The following is an 18,003-nucleotide window of genomic DNA, read 5'->3' as shown; positions in this document are numbered from 1 at the left end:
CGGCGCGGATCGACGGGTGGCCACCCGGCCATTTGATCTCACCGGATCGCCACTTTTCGTGGCCGAAGGGATTTTCGCTGCCGAGATCGTCGAGGAGTGCCGCCGCCGTGGCCTGCTCGCCGGGGCGTACGCGCTGCGCCGGCCGCGCGGGGCGACCTTCCTGCGCCGGCTCGCCCGCGACCTGTCCGAGCAACGCAAGGCCCCCCGGGTGCTGATCCGTCGCGGGGTGGCGCTGCTGCGCAACGAGCCCGCAGTGCTGAGTCGACAGACCGGCCTGGGCGCGGAGGCGGCCCGGGCGCGGGAGGTGCTGCGCCGGGTGGCCGGCCTGCTCGCCGGCCACCCGCACGGCTGACGGTCAGGCCAGCAACCTGGCGTACGCCGGCTTGATCACCTCATCGATGATCCGCAGCCGCTCGTCGAACGGGATGAAGGCGCTCTTCATCGCGTTGATGGTGAACCACTGCAACTCCTTCCACCCGTAGCCGAACGTCTCCGTCAGCAGCCACATCTCCCGGGACATCGAGGTGCCGCTCATCAGCCGGTTGTCGGTGTTGACGGTCACCCGGAAGCGCAGGTCCCGGAGCAGGCCGATCGGGTGGTCCGCGATCGAGGCCACCGCGCCGGTCTGCACGTTCGACGACGGGCACAGCTCCAGCGGGATCCGCTTGTCCCGGACGTACGCGGCCAGCCGGCCGAGCGCGCCGTCGGGAGCGATGTCGTCGACGATGCGTACGCCGTGGCCGAGCCGGTCCGCGCCGCACCACTGGATGGCCTGCCAGATCGACGGCAGACCGAACGCCTCGCCGGCGTGGATGGTGAAGTGGAAGTTCTCCCGCTGGAGGTACTCGAAGGCGTCCAGGTGTCGGGTGGGCGGAAAGCCCGCCTCGGCGCCGGCGATGTCGAACCCGACCACCCCGGAGTCGCGGTGCCGTACCGCCAGCTCGGCGATCTCCTGGGAGCGGGCCGCGTGCCGCATCGCGGTGAGCAGGGTGCCCACCCGGATGCTCAGGCCCGCCTCGGCGGCCTGCGCGGCGCCCTCGGCGAACCCGGCCAGCACCGCCTCGACCACCTCGTCCAGGCTGAGGTCCCGTTCCAGGTGCTGCTCGGGGGCGAACCGCACCTCTGCGTAGACGACCCCGTCGGCGGCCAGGTCCAGGGCGCACTCGCGGGCCACGCGGCGCAGCGCGGGCGCGGTCTGCATGACCGCGACCGTGTGCGCGAACGTCTCGAGGTACCGCTCCAGAGAGCCGGAGTCCGCCGCCTCGGCGAACCAGAGTCCGAGCGCCGCGGGGTCGTTGGTGGGTAGTGGGTGGTCCACCTCGGCGGCCAGGTCGACGATCGTCGCCGGCCGCAGCCCGCCGTCGAGGTGGTCGTGCAGCAGCGCCTTCGGGACCTTGACGATGTCCTCGTACCGGATAGTTGCGACCATGCTCAGACCCTAGTCAGCCAGCGTGAACCCGCCCAGCCAGGCCACACTAGGCTCGACGTCGTGGACACGCCCGGGAGTTCGGACCGGCCGCGCTCGGACCTGAACCCGCGGGTCCTGCGCCGGCTGCGCTGCCCGGTCTGCGGCGAGGCACTCCACCAGGCCACCGACACCCGGGCGCTGCGCTGTCCCCGCCGGCACAGCTTCGACATCGCGCGGCAGGGCTACGTCAACCTGCTCGCCGGTCGGGCGCCGCACACCGGCGACACGGCGGAGATGGTCGCCGCCCGCGCCGACTTCCTGGCCGCCGGGCACTACGACGTCATCGCGACCGCGCTGGCCGCCGCCGCGACCGAGGCGGTCGCGCGACTCCGTGCGACGACCACATCCCCCTCCTCCGCCCTTTGCTCTGCACCCACCGACGCACCAGCGGCCGGCGCGGGGTGGCGCATGGAGGTAAGCAGAGCAAAGGACACAACAGCAGGGGTACGGGTCGGAGCGCCGGAGGCGGACTGTGGGGCGTACCCCCTGGTGGTCGATGCCGGCGCCGGCACCGGCCGTTACCTCGGCGCGGTGCTGGCGGCGCTGCCGGACGCCGTGGGTCTGGCAGTGGACGTGTCCAAGCCGGCGCTGCGCCGCGCGGCCCGCGCGCACCCCCGGGCGGCGGCGGCGCTCGCCGACACCTGGCAGCGGCTGCCGCTCGCGGACGCCTCCACCGCCGTGCTGCTGAACGTCTTCGCCCCGCGCAACGGCGCGGAGTTCCACCGGGTGCTCGATCCGGCCGGAACGCTGCTGGTGGTCACGCCGGACGCCGACCACCTCACCGAGCTGGTGACAGCGCTCGGCCTGCTGCGGGTGGCCCCGGACAAGGCCGACCGGGTGACCGCGAGCCTCGGCGGGCACTTCACGCATGCCAGCTCGACGGCGCACCGGGCGGAGTTGGCCCTGACCCGGACGGAGGCCGCCACCCTGGTCGGGATGGGTCCGAGCGCCTGGCACACCGACCCGGGCGCCCTCGCCGGCCGGCTGGCCGCCCTGCCCGAGCCGGTCCGGGTGACGGTCGCGGTCCAGGTGGACCACTACCGGCCCCGCTGAGATCAGGTGGAGAGGTCGACCTCTTCCCAGCCGGGCGGCTCGTCGTGGTACGGCCCACGCAGGATCACCGCCCACTCCAGCGCCCAGCGCCGCTGACCGATCGCGTTCGCGTCGACCAGGCTGGGCGCACGCCGGCCCTCCCGCTCGGTCTCCAGGTACGCCCAGTCCAGGCAGTAGTGCAGGTCGAGCAGGGCGGCGGCGTCCGCCGGGTGCTGGGGCGCGGTGAGGATCCGGGAACGCCAGTGCGGGAACGTCTCCCCCTCCGCGATGTGCGGCAGCCGCTCGACCAACTGCTCGTCCACCGCCAGGGTGGGGTCGAGCTGCTTGCTCAACCCGAGCACCCAGGCCAGCGCGAACAGCGCGTCGTGGTGCAGCACGAACGACCGGTGGTCGCCCTTGCCACCCATCACGAACTGCCACTCCGGCGGGGTGACCATCTCGACCAGATGTGAGCCGAGCAGCCAGCTCATCGCCGCCTGCGGCGGCATCCCGAAGCAGCGGGCCAGGATCAGGTGCAGCACGGCGATCCGCGCCTCGATCTCCGCCGTGGGGCGCAGGTCGATCCGGTCGCCCGGCTCCCAGACGAGGGGGAACTGGGCCGGTGGCAACGGCAGGCCGAGCCGTTCCAGCTCTTCCAGGCTCGCCTCGCGCACCTCACGCGGGTCGGGGGCATCTACGGTCACGGGGCAACTTCCTGTCTGCTCGCGACGGCTCGAAGCCGGCTGTTCCCCCCTTGGCCTGCGAGAATAGCGCTCTCACGTGACCGGCACCACGCCACCCCGACGCCCTGCCGGATCAGCCGATCCGTTCCATCACCAGCGGGTTCGGCGCCGGGGCGGTCGGCCCGAGCCGTACCGCGCCGGCGGCCTCGGCCAGCGCGGCCGGGATCTTCGTCGCGTCCTCGGCACGCAGCTCGTAGAGCGGGTCACCGGCCCGGACCGCGTCGCCCGGCCGTTTGTGCAGCACCACGCCGGCCGGCACGCTGACCGGGTCCTCCTTGCGGGCCCGGCCCGCGCCGAGCCGCCAGGCGGCGACCCCCATGGCGTACGCGTCGACGGCCGTGACGTACCCGTCCCGCTCGGCGCGGACCACCTCGACCTCGGCCGCCACCGGCATCGGCGCGTCCGGGTCGCCGCCCTGCGCCCGGATCATCGCCCGCCACGAGTCCATCGCCCGACCGTCGCGCAACGCCGCCGCCGGATCGGCGTCCGGTAGGCCGGCGGCGTCCAGCATCTCCCGGGCCAGGGCCAACGTCAGCTCCACCACGTCGGCCGGCCCACCACCGGCCAGCACCTCCACCGACTCGGTCACCTCGACGGCGTTGCCGATGGCCAGGCCGAGCGGTGTGGACATGTCGGTGAGCAGGGCGACCGTCCGAACACCGTGCGCGCCGCCCAGCTCGACCATCGTGCGCGCCAGCTCGCGGGCCTGGTCGACGGACTTCATGAAGGCGCCCGAGCCGACCTTCACGTCGAGAACCAGCGCGCCGGTCCCCTCGGCGATCTTCTTACTCATGATCGAGCTGGCGATCAGCGGGATCGCCTCCACGGTCCCGGTGACGTCCCGCAGCGCGTACAGCTTGCGGTCGGCCGGGGCCAGGCCGGCACCGGCGGCGCAGATCACCGCGCCGACGTCGTCGAGTTGCGCGATGAACTCGTCGTTGCGCACGGTGGCCCGCCAGCCGGGGATCGACTCCAGCTTGTCCAGCGTGCCGCCGGTGTGCCCGAGGCCACGGCCGCTCAACTGGGGTACGGCGGCGCCACACGCGGCCACCAGCGGGGTGAGCGGCAGGGTGATCTTGTCGCCGACGCCGCCGGTGGAGTGCTTGTCGACAGTCGGCCGACGTACCGCCGAGAGGTCGAGCCGCTCACCGCTGGCGATCATCGCGGCGGTCCACCGGGCGATCTCCGGCCCGGTCATGCCGTTGAGCAGGATCGCCATCGCCAGCGCGGACATCTGCTCGTCGGCGACAACCCCCCGGGTGTACGCGTCGAGCACCCAGTCGATCTGCGCGTCCGACAGCACACCCCCGTCCCGCTTCACCCGGATGACGTCAACAGCAGCAAAGCTCATCAGTACCCACCCGTCCACCGGACCGGGATCTCCAACGGCGGCTCCCCCTCGCCCGCCCAGAAGATCGTGCCGGCCTCGTCCACCACCACCACCCGCGGTGTCCGGGCCATTCCCCAGGTGATCGCCTCGGCCGGGTCGTCCCAGCTCGGGGCCTCCTCCAGCACGCCGGTCTCGGCGCCGACGTCGTCGCCCGCCGACCGCTCCCAGTACGCCGTCCAGACCTGTTGGCCGGCGGACATGTCGGGGTGCACGAAGACGGTGCCGCGTCCCCGCCAGGCGGCCAGCCGCTCCGGGACCACCGGCACCGGGGTCTCCCCGGTCACCGCCTCCAGGTCCTCCACACCGAAGGCGTGCGGCAGCAGCTCGGCCATCCGCAGCGGGCGGGTCTTCGTCTCAATGAGGCAGTCCGGCCCGCCGTGCTCCCAGAGCAACTGCCGGCAGCGGCCACACGGCATCAACGGCTCGCCGGTGGCGTCGACGCAGGAGAGCGCGACGAGCCGCCCACCGCCGGTGGCGTGCAGGCTGGAGACGACGCCGCACTCGGCGCAGAGCGTCACCCCGTAGGCGGCGTTCTCCACGTTGCAGCCGACCACGACCCGGCCGTCGTCGACGAGCGCCGCCGCGCCGACCGGGAACGTCGAGTACGGCGCGTACGCGTGCCGCATCGCGTCGGTGGCGGCGGCGCGCAGCCGCGCCCAGTCAATGTCGGTCATATCATCATTCTGCCGAAGGAGCCCAGGTCGGAGGCGACCAGGGCGGGGCCACAGGCGCGGGTGACGCCGGCCGAGCGGTGGCGTCAGCCCTTGATGTAGGGCTTGCCGTCGGCCGCCGGTGCCCGGACCCGACCGACCAGGCCGGCGACCGCCAGGATGGTCGCCAGGTACGGGAGCATGGCGAGGAACTGGCTGGGGATCGAGCTGCTGATCGCACCCAGGTAGGTGGCGAGTTGGTCGGCGAAGCCGAAGAAGAGCGCCGCCAGCAGCGCGCCGGTCGGATTCCAGCGCCCGAAGATCAGCGCGGCGAGGGCGATGAAGCCCTTACCACCGATCATGTTCTTGGTGAACGAGTAGAGCGCCAGCGTGTAGGACGCACCGCCGATACCGGCGACCACACCGGCCAGCAGCACGTTGCGGTAGCGGACGCGCAGCACCTTGACGCCGAGCGTGTCGGCGGCGATCGGGTGCTCGCCGACCGAGCGCGTACGCAGCCCCCAGCGGGTACGGAACAGCCCGATGTGGATCACCAGGACCAGGAGCAGCCCGAGGTAGAGGAAGATGTTGCCGCGGAACAACGCCGGCCCGAGCACCGGGATGTCCTTCAGCAGCGGGATCTCCCAGTTGCTGAACCGGGGCGCGCTGTTGTATTTCGTCGCGTCGGTCTGCATCAGCCGCTCGTAGAGGAAGCCGGTGACACCGACCGCCAGCAGGTTGAGCACGATGCCCATGACGACCTGGTCGACCAGGTAGCGGATGGCGAAGACGGCGAGCAGCAGCGAGATGAACGCGCCGCCGATGGCGGCGGCGACCAGGCCCACCCAGACGCTGCCGGAGATGCTGCCGAACAGCGCCCCGCTGAAGGCGCCCATCAGCAGCTGACCCTCGATGGCCACGTTCACCACGCCGGAGCGTTCGCAGAGCACTCCCGCGAGCGCGCCGAAGATCAGCGGCAGGGCCAGGATGAAGGTGCCCCGGATGATGTTGACCAACGGCATGAAGTTCTGCCCGGCCGGCGCGGCCGAGACCTGCCAGCAGAGGAAGGACAGCACGAAGCCGACGAGCCCGACGCCGAGCACGGTGAGGAACCACCGCTTCGGCACCCCGGCCAGCAGCGCGGCGCCGGCGGCGATCGTGATGATCCCGAACAGGATCGCCCCGATCGTGCCGTTGATCTCCAACGCGGCACCGGCGGCGTCGTCGCTGAGCGTGAACCGGGCCTGCTGGTCGGTGGCGAGCGCGCCGAAGAGCACAGCGGCCAGCAGGCCGAGGCCCAGCAGGGTGAGGCCGACCTTGCGGCCACGGGTCCAGAAGCCCTCGTCGACCGGGGCGACGGCGACGTCGGGGACAGCCATGGTGGACATCAGTTACCAGCCCTTCGCCAGGCTCGTCTGCAGCCGGGCGGCGCGGGCCGCCCGGAGCTGGAAGATCGCCTTTACCAGGGCCGGCGCGGCGATGAAGATGACGATCAACGCCTGGAGCACCGTCACCAGCTCCAGCGAGATCCCCGAGTACGACTGCATCCGGTTGCCACCGGCCTGGAGCGCCCCGAACAGCAGCGCGGCGAGCAGCACCCCCCAGGGCTTCACCCGCCCGAGCAGCGCCACCAGGATGCCGTCGAAGCCGATCTGCGCGACGACCAGCGGGGTCAACGCGCTGGCGGTGGAGCCGAGCACCATGTTCGAGCCACCGAGGCCCGCCAGGATGCCGGCGAAGACCATGATCAGGACGTACGTCTTGGTGACGCTGATGCCGGCGGTGCGGGCGGCGTCCGGGTTCGCCCCGACCGCGCGCAGCTCGAAGCCGAGCGTGGAGCGGTTCAGCAACCAGGCGACCGCCCAGGTGGCCAGCACCGCGAGCAGGATGCCGGCGTGCACCCGGAGGTTGTCGCCGAGCAGGCGGGGCAGTTGCGCGGAGCTGTCCACCGCCTTGCTGATCGCGTCGGTCCGGGTCGGGTCCTGCACGCCGTTCTGCACGATCAGCCAGGTGAGGAAGTACGTGGCGATGTAGTTGAGCATGATCGTGTTGATCACCTCGTGCGCGCCGGCCCGGGCCTTGAGGATGCCGGGGATAAAGCCCCAGATCGCCCCGCCCAGCGCGCCGGCCAGCACCGCCACCAGCACGTGCAGGCCGGGCGGCAGGGGCAGCGCGAAGCCGGCCACCGCCGCCAGGATCACGCCGAGGGTGGCCTGCCCCTGGGCGCCGATGTTGAACAGGCCGCCCCGGAACGCGAGCGCCACCGACAGACCGGTGAAGACCAGCGGCGCCGCGTACGTCAGGGTCTCGGAGATCGGCGCGAGCACGACCTGCCAACCGCCGTCGCCGTTCACCCAGGCGGAGAACGCCTCCGGGTCGAAGATCGAGCCCTTGAACAGGTTCGCGTACGCCTCGCTGACCAGCGTCCAGCTCGAGTTGATCGCGTCCGACGGACGGGCGGTGATGTACGAGTAGGTGGAGAGCACCGCCGGATCAGAGATGATCATCAGCACCGCGCCGACCACGATCGCCAGCACCAACGACAACAGCGTCACGGTGAACGTGTTGGCGGCCCAGAGGTTGTCCAGGAACAGCCGGCCCAGGCTCGGCTTCGGCTCACCGGTCGGGCTCCGCTCCGGCTTCGCGGCGGTGCCGTCCGGTCCGGTGGCGACCTCGGCGCGCTCGGTGTTGCCGAGCGCGTCCTGCGCTGCCTGCGCCTCGCTCGCCGGTTCCTTGTCCGGCGAGCCGGACGACTGCGGCGGGTTGGGGGGGTTGGTCATGCCTCGTCCTCGCTCGCGGAGCCCGCGTCGCTCGCCGGGCTCCCGTCTGCCGCGCCGGGCTTGTCGGCCGCGGATGCCGCGCCGGTGTCGTGGGCCGCGGCTACCGCGCCGGGCTCGTCGGCCCCGGAGGCCGCGACGGCGTCGTGGGCCGCGTCCGGGCTGATACCGGCCATCAGCAGGCCGATCTCCTCGCGCGGGGTGTCCGGTCCGACGATGCCGATGATCCGGCCCCGGTACATCACCGCGATTCGGTCGGCCAGCCCGATGACCTCGTCCAGCTCGCTGCTGACCACCATGACGGCGGTGCCGATGTCCCGCTCGTGGACGATCTGGCTGTGGATGAACTCGATCGACCCCACGTCGACGCCGCGGGTCGGCTGGGCGGCGATGAACAGCTTCAGCGGCCGGGACAGCTCCCGGGCCACGATCACCTTCTGCTGGTTACCGCCGGAGAGGGTGCCCACCGCGGCGTCCGCCGACGAGGTACGGACGTCGAACTGCTCGATGCGCTCCTTCGCGGACGCGGCGATGGCGTCCGGCTTCAGCGCGAGCCCGGCGCCGAACGGCGGCCGGTCGTAGATGTCCAGCACCAGGTTCTCCGCGACACTGAACTCCTTGACCAGGCCGTCAACGCTGCGGTCCTCCGGCACGTAGCCGACCCCGGCGCGGAGCACCCTCTTGGGCTTCCAGCCGTCGATCCGGTCGCCGGCCAGGCTGACGGTGCCGGCGAGCATCGGGCGCAGACCCATGATCGCCTCGATCAGCTCGGTCTGACCGTTGCCCTGCACGCCCGCCACGCCGAGCACCTCGCCGGCCCGTACGGTCAGGTCGACCCCGTCGACGGCGCGGATCTGCCGGTCGTCGTCGACGACGAGCCCGCTCACCTCCAGCACCGGCTCACCCGGCGTGGCCGGCGCCTTGTCGACGGTGAGCCGGACGTTGCGCCCGACCATCAGCGCGGCCAGCTCGTCCCGGCTGGCCTCCGGCGAGGCGGTGCCGACGGTCTTCCCGCGCCGGATCACCGTGATCCGGTCGGCGATGGCCTTGACCTCGCCGAGTTTGTGGGTGATGAAGACGATCGACTTGCCGGCCGCCTTGAGCGACCGCATGACCGCCAGCAACTCCTCGGTCTCCTGGGGGGTGAGCACCGCTGTCGGCTCGTCCAGGATGAGCAGGTCGACGTCGCGGGTGAGCGCCTTGACGATCTCGACCCGCTGCTGGATGCCGACCGGCAGGTCCTCGATCACCGCGTCCGGGTCGACCCGCAGGTTGTAGCGCTCGGACACCTCGGTGACCTCACGCCGGGCACGCCGCCGGTCCAGGAAGCCGGCGATGCCGCCCCGGGTCTGCTCGGCGCCGAGCATGATGTTCTCGGCGACGGTGAAGACCGGCACCAGCATGAAGTGCTGGTGCACCATGCCGATCCCGGCGGCGATGGCGTCGGACGGACCGCGCAGCTTCAACGGCTTGCCGTCGACCAGGATCTCGCCCTCGTCGGGCTGGTAGAGCCCGTAGAGCACGTTCATCAGTGTCGACTTGCCCGCGCCGTTCTCGCCGAGCAGGGCGTGAATCTCTCCAGGCTCCACCGTCAGGTCGATGTGGTCGTTGGCGACCAGATCACCGAACCGCTTGGTGATGCCGCGCAGTTCGAGTCTCAGCGCAACCTCCTGGAGTGCGAGCGATGGTGCAGCCTAGCTGCCGTCGACCCGGCCGGAACGGCCCGGCCGACATGGTGCGCGATCGGCCGCTCCGACCCCCACGGTCACCCGCGGGGCCGAAGCGGCCGATCGGTGGTACCTGTCCCCCGCCGACCTCCCCGATGATCTCACCGGAGCGGCCGGTCGGTCGTCACTTGGTCGGCTGGGCCTTCGAGGTGACGGTGATGGTGCCGGCGGCGATGTCCGCCTTGATCTTGTCGACCTCGGCCTTCAGCTCGGCCGGAACCTTGCTGTCGAAGTCGTGGTACGGGGCGATCGAGACACCGGTGTTGGCCAGGGTGCCGACGAAGCCCGGGGTCGCCTGCAGCTTCTCGCCACCGGCGGCCTTGACCACGGCCTCCTTGACGGCCTCCGGGATGTTCTTGACCACGGTCGTGATGATCGCCGAGCAGTCCGGGGTGCTCTCGCAGCCGTCGACGTCCACCCAGATGGTGTTGTACTTGCCGCCCGACGCCTTGGCCGCGGCGGTGGTGCCGAGGCCGGAGCCGCCGGCCACCGGCATGATGATGTCCGCGCCCTGGGCGACCAGCGCGTCGGAGACCTTCTTGCCCTCGTCCTGCTTGGCGAAGTCGTTGGTGAAGGAGCCCTTCTGGGTCTCCTTGTTCCAACCCAGCGCCTGGACGTTCTTGCCCTTGGTCTTGTTGTAGTGCGCCACGCCGTCGACGAAGCCGTCCATGAAGATCGTCACCGGCGGGATCGGCAGGCCACCGTAGGTGCCCACCTTGCCGCTCTTGCTCATCCCCGCGGCCAGGTAGCCGGCCTGGAACGCGGCCTGCGCGGTGTCGAACTGCATCGGGTAGACGTTGGCGTCACCCGGGTTGGCGTCGACGATGCCGAACTGCTGGTTCGGGTTCGCCTTGGCGATCTTGGAGGTGGCGTTGGCCATCAGGCCACCGACCGCCAGGATGAAGTTGCACTTCTGGTTGACGTACTGCGTCAGGTTCGGCTCGTAGTCGGCCTCGGCCTTCGACGCGACGTACTTGATGTCGATGTTGTCGTTGGCGGCCTTGGCCTCCTGCAGACCCTTCCAGGCCGAGGTGTTGAACGACTTGTCGTCGATGCCGCCGACGTCGGTCACCATGCAGGCGCTGAACTTCTTGGCGCCACCGCCGGCGTTGTTGTCATCATCGGGGGCCTCGCCACAGGCGGCGGCGGAGAGCGCGAGCCCACCCACCGCGACGATCGAGGCGATCCGCATCCCACGCACCGAGCGCAAGACGTCTCCTTCCCATTGCACACCGCGCTAGTGCGGTGGCAGCCCATCAGCCGACCTGCGGGTGTGCCGCCGGCTGTCCCACGTTACGGACGGGAGCGTACGCCCGCGCCCACCCACCGGCCGACAATCGTGCACGACTGTTGAGCGCCTGTTACCCGGGTGTAACCCTTGCGTGGGGCACATCACTCTTCGTGCTGGTACCGGAGTGCTCAGGCGTCCGCGACGTCCGTTTTCCCGGGGACGGCCCCCGCCCCGGACGTTACCGCCAAAAGACCGCGACCGCCGCGTTGACCAGGGTCAGACCGATGATCGCGAGGAAGTGGCCCCGGTTGACCGCCTCCCTCTTCCGGGAGAAGAAGACCATGACGAAGATCAGCACGGCGATAACCAACTTCGTCACAAGTTTCGCCGGGGCCGGCTCGTCGCCGTCACGCAGCGGCGCCGCCAGGCCGAGCCCGGTCAGCAACTGGATCACCGAGCCCCACAGCATGGCGGCGTTGATGCGCAGCCGGCCGGTGACGTATTGGGCGATCGAGCCGCCGAGAAGGAGCGCGAACCCGATCAGGTGGACGTAGAGGAGTACGAGTCTGAGAGCTTCCACGCCCGCCATGATTCCCTATGCACGACGGTTTGTAGTAGTGGGAGCCGCCGACGGGTTCCCTCAGCGTGTCGTCATCGGCGTGGCACCGGACGTGACCGGCTCGCGTGGCTCCTCGCTGAGCCCGTGCGGGGTCGGCGCACGGCCGGCGCCGCAGGCGACGGCGACCCAACCCGCACAGCTCACCGCGGCGAGGAGCACCACCGGCAGGGCGACCCGGTCCACCGAGGTCCTCAGCCACCACTCGATGTCGTTCGGGCCGGACACGTAGGTCCAGACCAGCACGGCGAGGTAGAATCCGCCGGCCGCCCAGAGCCAGCCGTCGGATGCCAGCCCGGCCATCCGACGCCGCTCGCGCAGGAACAGGACGCCGAGCACCGTCGCCACGGCCGCACCCGCCAGCACCGGGCCGGCCACGCCCCACAGGGCGGCGATCGTGAGCTGGAACCGCTCCAGCGCCGACACCTCCACCAGCGGCGGCCGCCCTCCCTCGCCGGAGGTGATGTCCGATCGGGCACCGACAAGGCGGACCAGCGCCGCCCAGGCGCCCCCGGCCAGCACCGGCACCCAGGCCAGCGCGGCTCGCCGCAGGTCGGCCCGGGCCCGTACGGTGACCAACGCGGCGACGCCCACCGCGGCCACCAGCCCCTCGTTCTTGGTCAGCGCCGCGACGGTCAGCAGCAACAGCGGCAGCAGGGGCCGGCGCAGCGGATCGGCACCGAGCAGCAACGCCACCACCGCCCCGGCGAAGGTCGCGGACCAGAGCGCGTCGACGAGACCGCCCGCCACCCCGTAGGAGGCGGTGGCCCAGCACGCCAGTCCCACAGCGATGGCGAGCGCCCAGGCCACCAGCGCCGGGGCTGCGGCCAGCGTCCGCCGGACGAGGTACACGAGCGTCGCTATCGCGGAGAAGGTGACCAGCGCGGCGACGAACTGGGCGGTCCGGAAGTCCGGCTCGACGACGCTCCACACGGCGGCGACCGGCGCCGAGGCGAGCGGCGGATAGTCGGTGTGCGAGAAGACCAGGGCGGGGCTGGCGATCGCCGCGCGGGCGTACTCGCCGTCGTGGGCGAAGTAGCCGGCGTGCAGCCACCAGATGGAATGCGCGTCCCACTGGGAGGGAGGCTGGGCGATCAGCAGGAACGGCGGCAGCAGCGGAAGCACGATCAGCAGCGCGTGCGACAGCCCTCCGTACGGCGCCCGGTGGCCGGGGCGGCGTACCAGCCAACCGGCCCAGCCCGCGCCGGCGACCAGCACCACAGCGGTCCAGAGCGACAACGGGCCGCCGACGACGAGCATCAGGACCACCGCGACCGTGCCGGAGAGGGCCGCCGTCAGCGGGGCGAGGACCAGCGCGAGGAAGGGGGCGCGCACGATCGCGAAGGCCAGCGGGAAACCGGCGGCGAGAACCGCGAGGACCGCGAGAAGCGGGGTGGGATCCATCACCTCAACCGACCCTCCGGACGACCAACCGCACACTGGGGTCGGCCGGCCGTGTCCGCTGGACCCGCTCGAGGCCCACCGCGTAGTCGTGCTCCGCCCCCCGCACCACCACGACACAGCCGTGCAGCACGGCGAACTCGGTCAACCGCTGGTGCCAGAGTTCCGTGTCGAACGGGGCCGGCGTGACGCTGACCCGGCTACCCGGCGGCACCTGGGTGACGAACTGGCGCCACAGCGTCTCGTAGTCCACGTGGCGCCGCAGCGAGCCGAGGGCGTGCTCCCGGTCGTTCAGGACGGCGACGCCACGTTCGGTGGCCTGCACCGCGCCCTGAGCGGTCAACAACAGAGAGCCCACTCCGACGAGCGCCACCACGACGCGGATCACCGCCGCCGGGTTCGGCCGCTTCGCGGTCGTCATCGCTTGCTGAGGGAGGTGGCGGCGGGGATGACGGCGGGGCGACGCCGGGCCCGCTCCCGGCCCAGGATCCACAACGCCTGCACGCCGTCCCGCCAGGTGATCTTCTTGCCCTCGTCACGGCCCCGCGCCCGGTAGGTGATCGGCACGTCGTACGGGCGGATCTGCCGCCGCAGCAGCTTCGCCGTCACCTCGGCCTCCATCCCGAAGCCACGGGACCGGATGTCCAGGGAGCGGTACAGCTCCACCGGCATCAGCTTGAAACACGTCTCCAGATCACCGATGTAGGAGTTGAACAGCATGTTCGCCGCGGTGGTGACGCCCCGGTTGCCCACCACGTACCAGAAGCTGTAGGCGCTGTGGCTGCCGAAGGTGCGGTTGCCGTAGACGACCGTCGCGCTGCCGTCCAGCACCGGCGCCAACAGTTTCGGGATGTCCTGCGGGTCGTACTCCAGGTCGGCGTCCAGGATGACCATGTACTCGCCGCGGGCGCTGGCCACCGCCGTCCTGATCGCCGCGCCCTTGCCCGCGTTGCGCGGGTGCGTGACGACCCGCAGTCGCGCGTCGTCCACACCGTCGAGGACTCGCGCGGTGCCGTCCGTGCTTCCGTCGTCGACCACCACGATTTCGATCTCGCACGGGTAATCCACCTCGAGGGCCTGCTTCACGGCCTCCGCGACGCGTTCCTCTTCGTTGTAGACCGGCATCAAGATCGACAGTTGCACGAGAGTCTCCCGGAGCGGACCGGACGGCGGATGAAGGGCGGCGGTTCGCCAGCGGCTAGTGAAGCAGGCTCGCCGCGAGTTCGCTGGCCCACTCTCGCCGTTCGTGCGAAGCGACGCCGCAGCACCCTACCGCCAACGGTCGGGCATCGACCGCCCACGGCCCTCCCGACCCGGGCCGTGGGAGGGGCCGACGGGCGAGGTCGGCAAGGATTTGCAGCGATCGGAAGCGCTTGTCGAGCGTCCCGCAAGAACTTGCCGGTGAGCTACAGTGCCGCCATGCGCGCTCGACTGTCCGACATCGCTCAACAGGCCGACGTCAGCGAGGCCACCGTGTCGCGCGTGCTCAACGACCGGCCCGGCGTGGCGGCGGAGACCCGGCAGGCCGTCCTCACCGCTCTCGATGTGCTGGGGTACGAGCGTCCGGCCCGACTCCGCAAGCGCAGCGCCGGACTGGTCGGCCTGGTGGTGCCGGAGCTGGACAATCCGATCTTTCCCGCCTTCGCCCAGGTCATCGAGTCCACACTGGCGCAGAGCGGGTTCACTCCCGTGCTCTGCACGCAGACCGCCGGCGGTGTGACCGAGGACGAGTACGTCGAGATGCTGCTGGACCGGCAGGTCTCCGGGATCGTGTTCGTCTCCGGCCTGCACGCCGACACCGCCGCGAACCACGACCGCTACCGGGCGCTGCTCGCCCGACCGATGCCGGTCGTCATGATCAATGGGTACGTGCCCGACATCGGCGCGCCCTTCGTCTCCTGCGACGACCGGGAGGCGGCCGAACTCGCCGTCGCCCACCTGGTCGCGCTCGGGCACCGGCGGATCGGCCTGGTCACCGGCCCGGACCGGTTCGTCCCGGTGCGACGCAAGGTGGCCGCCTGGCGCTCCGCGATGACCCGCCTCGCCGGCGTCGCCGAGGCCGACCTGGATTCCCTGGCCGAGCTGTCACTGTTCGGAGTGGAGGGTGGCGAGGCGGCGACCGGCCGGCTGCTGGACCGCGGTGTCACAGGTGTGGTCTGCGGCTCCGACCTGATGGCGCTCGGCGCGATCCGGGCGGCCCGCCAACGTGGCCTCGGCGTGCCCGACGACCTCTCCGTGGTCGGGTACGACGACTCGCCGTTGATGGCCTTCACCGACCCGCCGCTGACCACCATGCGGCAGCCGGTCACCGCGATGGCGGTCGCCGCCGTCCGGGCGCTGGTCGACGAGATCAACGGGCACGGCGCCCCGCACTCGGAATATCTGTTCCGCCCCGAGCTGGTGGTGCGCGGTTCGACCGCCGTCGCCCCGAGCGCGGCACGGCTCACCTACGCGAGGTCCGCCTGAACGGGCTGCCGATCAGTGCGGCGACGGTCCGGTTTGAACGGCGCTGAGCGGGTAACAACTCCTCGACCTGGTCGTTCGTCGTGCCGCGCGCCGGCGGGCGACTGGGCTTCGGCCCCTTGTGGTGGGGGGGTGAGGTGTCACCGGCGTCACGCGGAAAGCGCTCCGCGTGGCGCCGGTGTCCGTTCCGGCGTGTAACCCGCCGCCACCCGGGGTACCGCACCGGTATCGACGATCCCGGAGGTGTCCCACTGTGGCACGGGTGGCGCAGTGCACCATCGACGTCGCGGACCTGGATCTCATGGTCGCGTTCTGGTCCGCGGCGCTCGGCTGCGAGGTCGAGCAGGGCGACGACGGCAGCGCCAAGCTGTGGCCACCGGGGCGACCCACCGAGGCGGCGCCCACCATCTGGTTGCAGGGCTCGGGCACCCCGAAGGAGGGCAAGAACCGCCTGCACCTCGACCTGGTCGCCGACGGCGACCCGCGGGCCGAGGTACGGCGACTCGTCGGCCTGGGCGCGCGGCACGTCGACGTCGGCCAGACCGGAACCGAGGGGTTCACAGTGCTCGCCGATCCCGAGGGCAACGAGTTCTGCGTACTGGACACCGCGCCCCGGCGCTGACGGCCCGACGGCTCACTTCGCGGTCAGCAGCGCGGCGATCCGGGTGAAGCCGGCGCGTACCTCCGCCTCGTCCGGCGGCTCGGCCGGCTCACCGTGGCCCGCCTCGTCGGCCGCCGCGTCCAACTCCTCGTCGATCACGTCCTCGAAGTCCCCGTACAGGTCGGCCCCCTCCACCTGACGGGCCTCGTCCTCGGCGGCGACCTGCGCGGCGGCGATCTCGTCACGGATCTCGTCGGCCGACAGCGCCGGCAGCAACGGCTCGACCACGGCCATCAGCTGCTCGTCGGCCACCACCGCCTCGGCCAGCGCCAACGCGTGCGGCCGCTCGTACGGCCCGCAGACCACCGGCTCCCACTCGTCGAGATCACCGAGCGGGCCGAAGGTGATGATCCACGGCAGGCCGAGCAGCGGCGAGTCCGCCGGCAGGTCCAGTGTCATGAGTGCGCCCACCGGCTCATCATGGGCCGCGAACGCGAGCGTCGGCGGCGTTCTGCTCAGTTACCGCTCGATCGGCGGTCCGATCAGCCGGGGCGGATCGCGTCCAGGGCCGCTCGGACGAGGGCGAGCGCGGTCGCCGGGGGTACGCCGAGCCGGGCCGCCTCGGTCGCGTAGCCGGCCGCCGCCCGCTGCAACCGGTCGACGGCGTCGTCCCGGCCCGGGGCGACGAAGGTGCCGTTGCGTCCCCGCGTCTCCAGCAGCCCGGCCGTCTCCAGCTCCCGGTAGGCGCGGGCCACCGTGTTCGCGGCCAGGTCGAGGTCGGCGGCGAGTTGCCGCACGGTGGGCAGTCGGGTGCCGACCGGCAGCCGGCCGTCCCCGATCAGCTCGGCGAGCTGCCCCCGCACCTGCTCGTACGGGGGCACCGGAGAGTCCGGATTGACCGAGATCAGCATCTGCCCACCTCCTCGCTCACACGCCACCACCCGGCGTGCCCGGTCCGGTCTCGTCGTCGGCGTCCTCCGGCGGGGCCGTTGCCTCCGCCAGGTCCACCACCCGACCGTTGGTGCTGGTCGCGAGCAGCGCCGCGCCGAACAGCACCAGCTGGTTGAGCAGATAGAGGTAGAGCAGCAGACCGACGGCGCCGGCCACCACCGTGTACGCGGGGTTCCGCTCGGTACGCACCACGTAGTACCGCCCGACGGTGTTCAGCAGCGTGATCCCGACCGCCACCAGCAGCACGACCGGCCGCAGTCGGGACCGACTCATCCGCAGCCGGGGCACGGCGAGCAGCAACGCGGTGGCGAGCACCATGTTGACCAGCACGCTGAGCACCGCGCTGATCGTGGTGAGGCCGACCGAACCGGTGCTACGCAGCAGGAAACGCAGCAGCGACTCCAGGGCGTCCACCGCCGCGACCGAGACACCCAGCAGCACGAAGACGCCGATCATCACGCCCAGGTCGACGAGCCGTCGGACCACCAGGTTGCCCGGCTGCTGGTTGAGCTGGTACATCAACCGCTGCGAGGACCGGATGGCCTCCACCCAGCCGATGCCGGTGAACACCAGGATGACCAGGCCGACCACGCCCACCGTGTTGCTGGAGTTGGCGATCTGCTGTGCGTCCAGGAACGGCAGGTTCTCCTTGAGAAAGTCGGCGGCCGCCGCGCTCACCTCGTCGTTGTCCTCGAGGATCGCGCCGAAGATGGAGTACGCCACCAGGGCCAGCGCGAACACCGCGAAGAAGCCGTAGTAGGCGATCGCGGCGGCCAGCCGCCCGGCCAGCACCTCGGCGTAGAGCGCGCCGGCCCGCCAGACGTGATCGAAGAGGCCCGACCGGTGGCGCGCGGCGGTCACCCAGCGGTCGATGCCCGCCTCGATCTGCCCGATCACGTTCACGCGATCATCCTCGCCGATCTTCCACGGCCGTGGTGGCAACCCGCTCCCGA

The 18,003-nt window shown here is 71.4% G+C and carries 19 protein-coding genes; 4 read left to right on the top strand and 15 right to left on the bottom strand.

Translation table 11 applies throughout. The features are described 5' to 3' along the window. Positions 1-58: 58 nt before the first annotated feature. The gene (locus O7634_RS13790; protein WP_278150522.1) at positions 59-352 is read left to right on the top strand and encodes a hypothetical protein; all 294 of its coding nucleotides are present in this window, start codon (positions 59-61) and stop codon (positions 350-352) included. Positions 353-355: 3 nt separating this feature from the next. Here the strand turns inward: O7634_RS13790 and O7634_RS13785 are convergent, their stop codons facing one another. Beyond that, on the bottom strand, positions 356-1,429 hold the full coding sequence (locus tag O7634_RS13785) for an adenosine deaminase (RefSeq protein ID WP_278150521.1): 1,074 nt from the start codon (positions 1,427-1,429) through the stop codon (positions 356-358). Between the two features lie 99 nt (positions 1,430-1,528). On the opposite strand from O7634_RS13785, the gene O7634_RS13780 reads away from it, so the two are divergent. Then, positions 1,529-2,521, top strand: coding sequence for a putative RNA methyltransferase (locus O7634_RS13780; RefSeq protein ID WP_278153964.1), 993 nt, complete (start codon positions 1,529-1,531; stop codon positions 2,519-2,521). Positions 2,522-2,523: 2 nt separating this feature from the next. Here O7634_RS13780 and O7634_RS13775 read toward each other — a convergent pair whose 3' ends face one another. The 11 genes from O7634_RS13775 to O7634_RS13725 all read right to left on the bottom strand — a co-directional run bounded on the left by O7634_RS13775 (position 2,524) and on the right by O7634_RS13725 (position 14,178). Next, positions 2,524-3,204: a DUF4272 domain-containing protein gene (locus tag O7634_RS13775; RefSeq protein WP_278150520.1), complete on the bottom strand. Its 681-nt coding sequence runs from the start codon at positions 3,202-3,204 to the stop codon at positions 2,524-2,526. 112 nt (positions 3,205-3,316) lie between these two features. Continuing rightward, positions 3,317-4,597, bottom strand: coding sequence for a thymidine phosphorylase (locus O7634_RS13770; protein ID WP_278153963.1), 1,281 nt, complete (start codon positions 4,595-4,597; stop codon positions 3,317-3,319). After that, entirely contained in the window at positions 4,594-5,307 is a 714-nt protein-coding gene (locus tag O7634_RS13765) for a cytidine deaminase (RefSeq protein WP_278150519.1), read from the bottom strand. Before O7634_RS13765 ends, O7634_RS13770 begins: the two co-directional genes overlap by 4 nt. Positions 5,308-5,390: 83 nt before the next feature. Next, a complete protein-coding gene (locus O7634_RS13760; RefSeq protein ID WP_278150518.1) occupies positions 5,391-6,671 on the bottom strand; it encodes an ABC transporter permease in 1,281 nt (426 codons plus the stop codon). A 3-nt stretch (positions 6,672-6,674) separates the two neighbouring features. Further along, positions 6,675-8,063 (bottom strand): ABC transporter permease, encoded by a 1,389-nt coding sequence (locus O7634_RS13755; RefSeq protein ID WP_278150517.1) that lies wholly within the window; start codon positions 8,061-8,063, stop codon positions 6,675-6,677. After that, on the bottom strand, positions 8,060-9,661 hold the full coding sequence (locus tag O7634_RS13750; RefSeq protein ID WP_347404314.1) for an ABC transporter ATP-binding protein: 1,602 nt from the start codon (positions 9,659-9,661) through the stop codon (positions 8,060-8,062). Before O7634_RS13750 ends, O7634_RS13755 begins: the two co-directional genes overlap by 4 nt. 250 nt (positions 9,662-9,911) lie before the next feature. Beyond that, complete coding sequence (locus O7634_RS13745) at positions 9,912-10,979, bottom strand: BMP family ABC transporter substrate-binding protein (protein WP_278153961.1); 1,068 nt, start codon at positions 10,977-10,979, stop codon at positions 9,912-9,914. A gap of 277 nt (positions 10,980-11,256) precedes the next feature. After that, entirely contained in the window at positions 11,257-11,598 is a 342-nt protein-coding gene (locus O7634_RS13740; protein WP_278150516.1) for a hypothetical protein, read from the bottom strand. Positions 11,599-11,658: 60 nt separating this feature from the next. Beyond that, on the bottom strand, positions 11,659-13,038 hold the full coding sequence (locus O7634_RS13735) for a hypothetical protein (protein ID WP_278150515.1): 1,380 nt from the start codon (positions 13,036-13,038) through the stop codon (positions 11,659-11,661). Between the two features lie 4 nt (positions 13,039-13,042). After that, positions 13,043-13,456: a hypothetical protein gene (locus O7634_RS13730; protein WP_278150514.1), complete on the bottom strand. Its 414-nt coding sequence runs from the start codon at positions 13,454-13,456 to the stop codon at positions 13,043-13,045. Beyond that, positions 13,453-14,178 carry a glycosyltransferase family 2 protein gene (locus O7634_RS13725; RefSeq protein ID WP_278150513.1) on the bottom strand — a complete coding sequence of 242 codons (726 nt, stop codon included), beginning with the start codon at positions 14,176-14,178 and terminating at the stop codon, positions 13,453-13,455. Before O7634_RS13725 ends, O7634_RS13730 begins: the two co-directional genes overlap by 4 nt. 276 nt (positions 14,179-14,454) lie before the next feature. Here O7634_RS13725 and O7634_RS13720 point away from each other — a divergent pair, with 276 nt between their 5' ends. Both O7634_RS13720 and O7634_RS13715 read left to right on the top strand, forming a co-directional pair. Further along, entirely contained in the window at positions 14,455-15,501 is a 1,047-nt protein-coding gene (locus tag O7634_RS13720; protein ID WP_278150512.1) for a LacI family DNA-binding transcriptional regulator, read from the top strand. 250 nt (positions 15,502-15,751) lie between these two features. After that, positions 15,752-16,120 carry a VOC family protein gene (locus tag O7634_RS13715; RefSeq protein ID WP_278150511.1) on the top strand — a complete coding sequence of 123 codons (369 nt, stop codon included), beginning with the start codon at positions 15,752-15,754 and terminating at the stop codon, positions 16,118-16,120. 12 nt (positions 16,121-16,132) lie between these two features. Here the strand turns inward: O7634_RS13715 and O7634_RS13710 are convergent, their stop codons facing one another. The 3 genes from O7634_RS13710 to O7634_RS13700 all read right to left on the bottom strand — a co-directional run bounded on the left by O7634_RS13710 (position 16,133) and on the right by O7634_RS13700 (position 17,953). Further along, positions 16,133-16,570 carry a hypothetical protein gene (locus O7634_RS13710; protein WP_203147939.1) on the bottom strand — a complete coding sequence of 146 codons (438 nt, stop codon included), beginning with the start codon at positions 16,568-16,570 and terminating at the stop codon, positions 16,133-16,135. Between the two features lie 71 nt (positions 16,571-16,641). Further along, entirely contained in the window at positions 16,642-17,010 is a 369-nt protein-coding gene (locus tag O7634_RS13705) for a GntR family transcriptional regulator (protein ID WP_278150510.1), read from the bottom strand. Positions 17,011-17,026: 16 nt separating this feature from the next. Further along, complete coding sequence (locus O7634_RS13700) at positions 17,027-17,953, bottom strand: YhjD/YihY/BrkB family envelope integrity protein (RefSeq protein ID WP_278150509.1); 927 nt, start codon at positions 17,951-17,953, stop codon at positions 17,027-17,029. Positions 17,954-18,003: the final 50 nt, after the last annotated feature.

This window comes from Micromonospora sp. WMMD1120, from assembly GCF_029626235.1.
Classification (GTDB): Bacteria; Actinomycetota; Actinomycetes; order Mycobacteriales; family Micromonosporaceae; genus Micromonospora.
The sequence above is the reverse complement of the archived record's forward strand: the minus strand, read 5'-3'. Positions and strand labels throughout refer to the sequence as shown.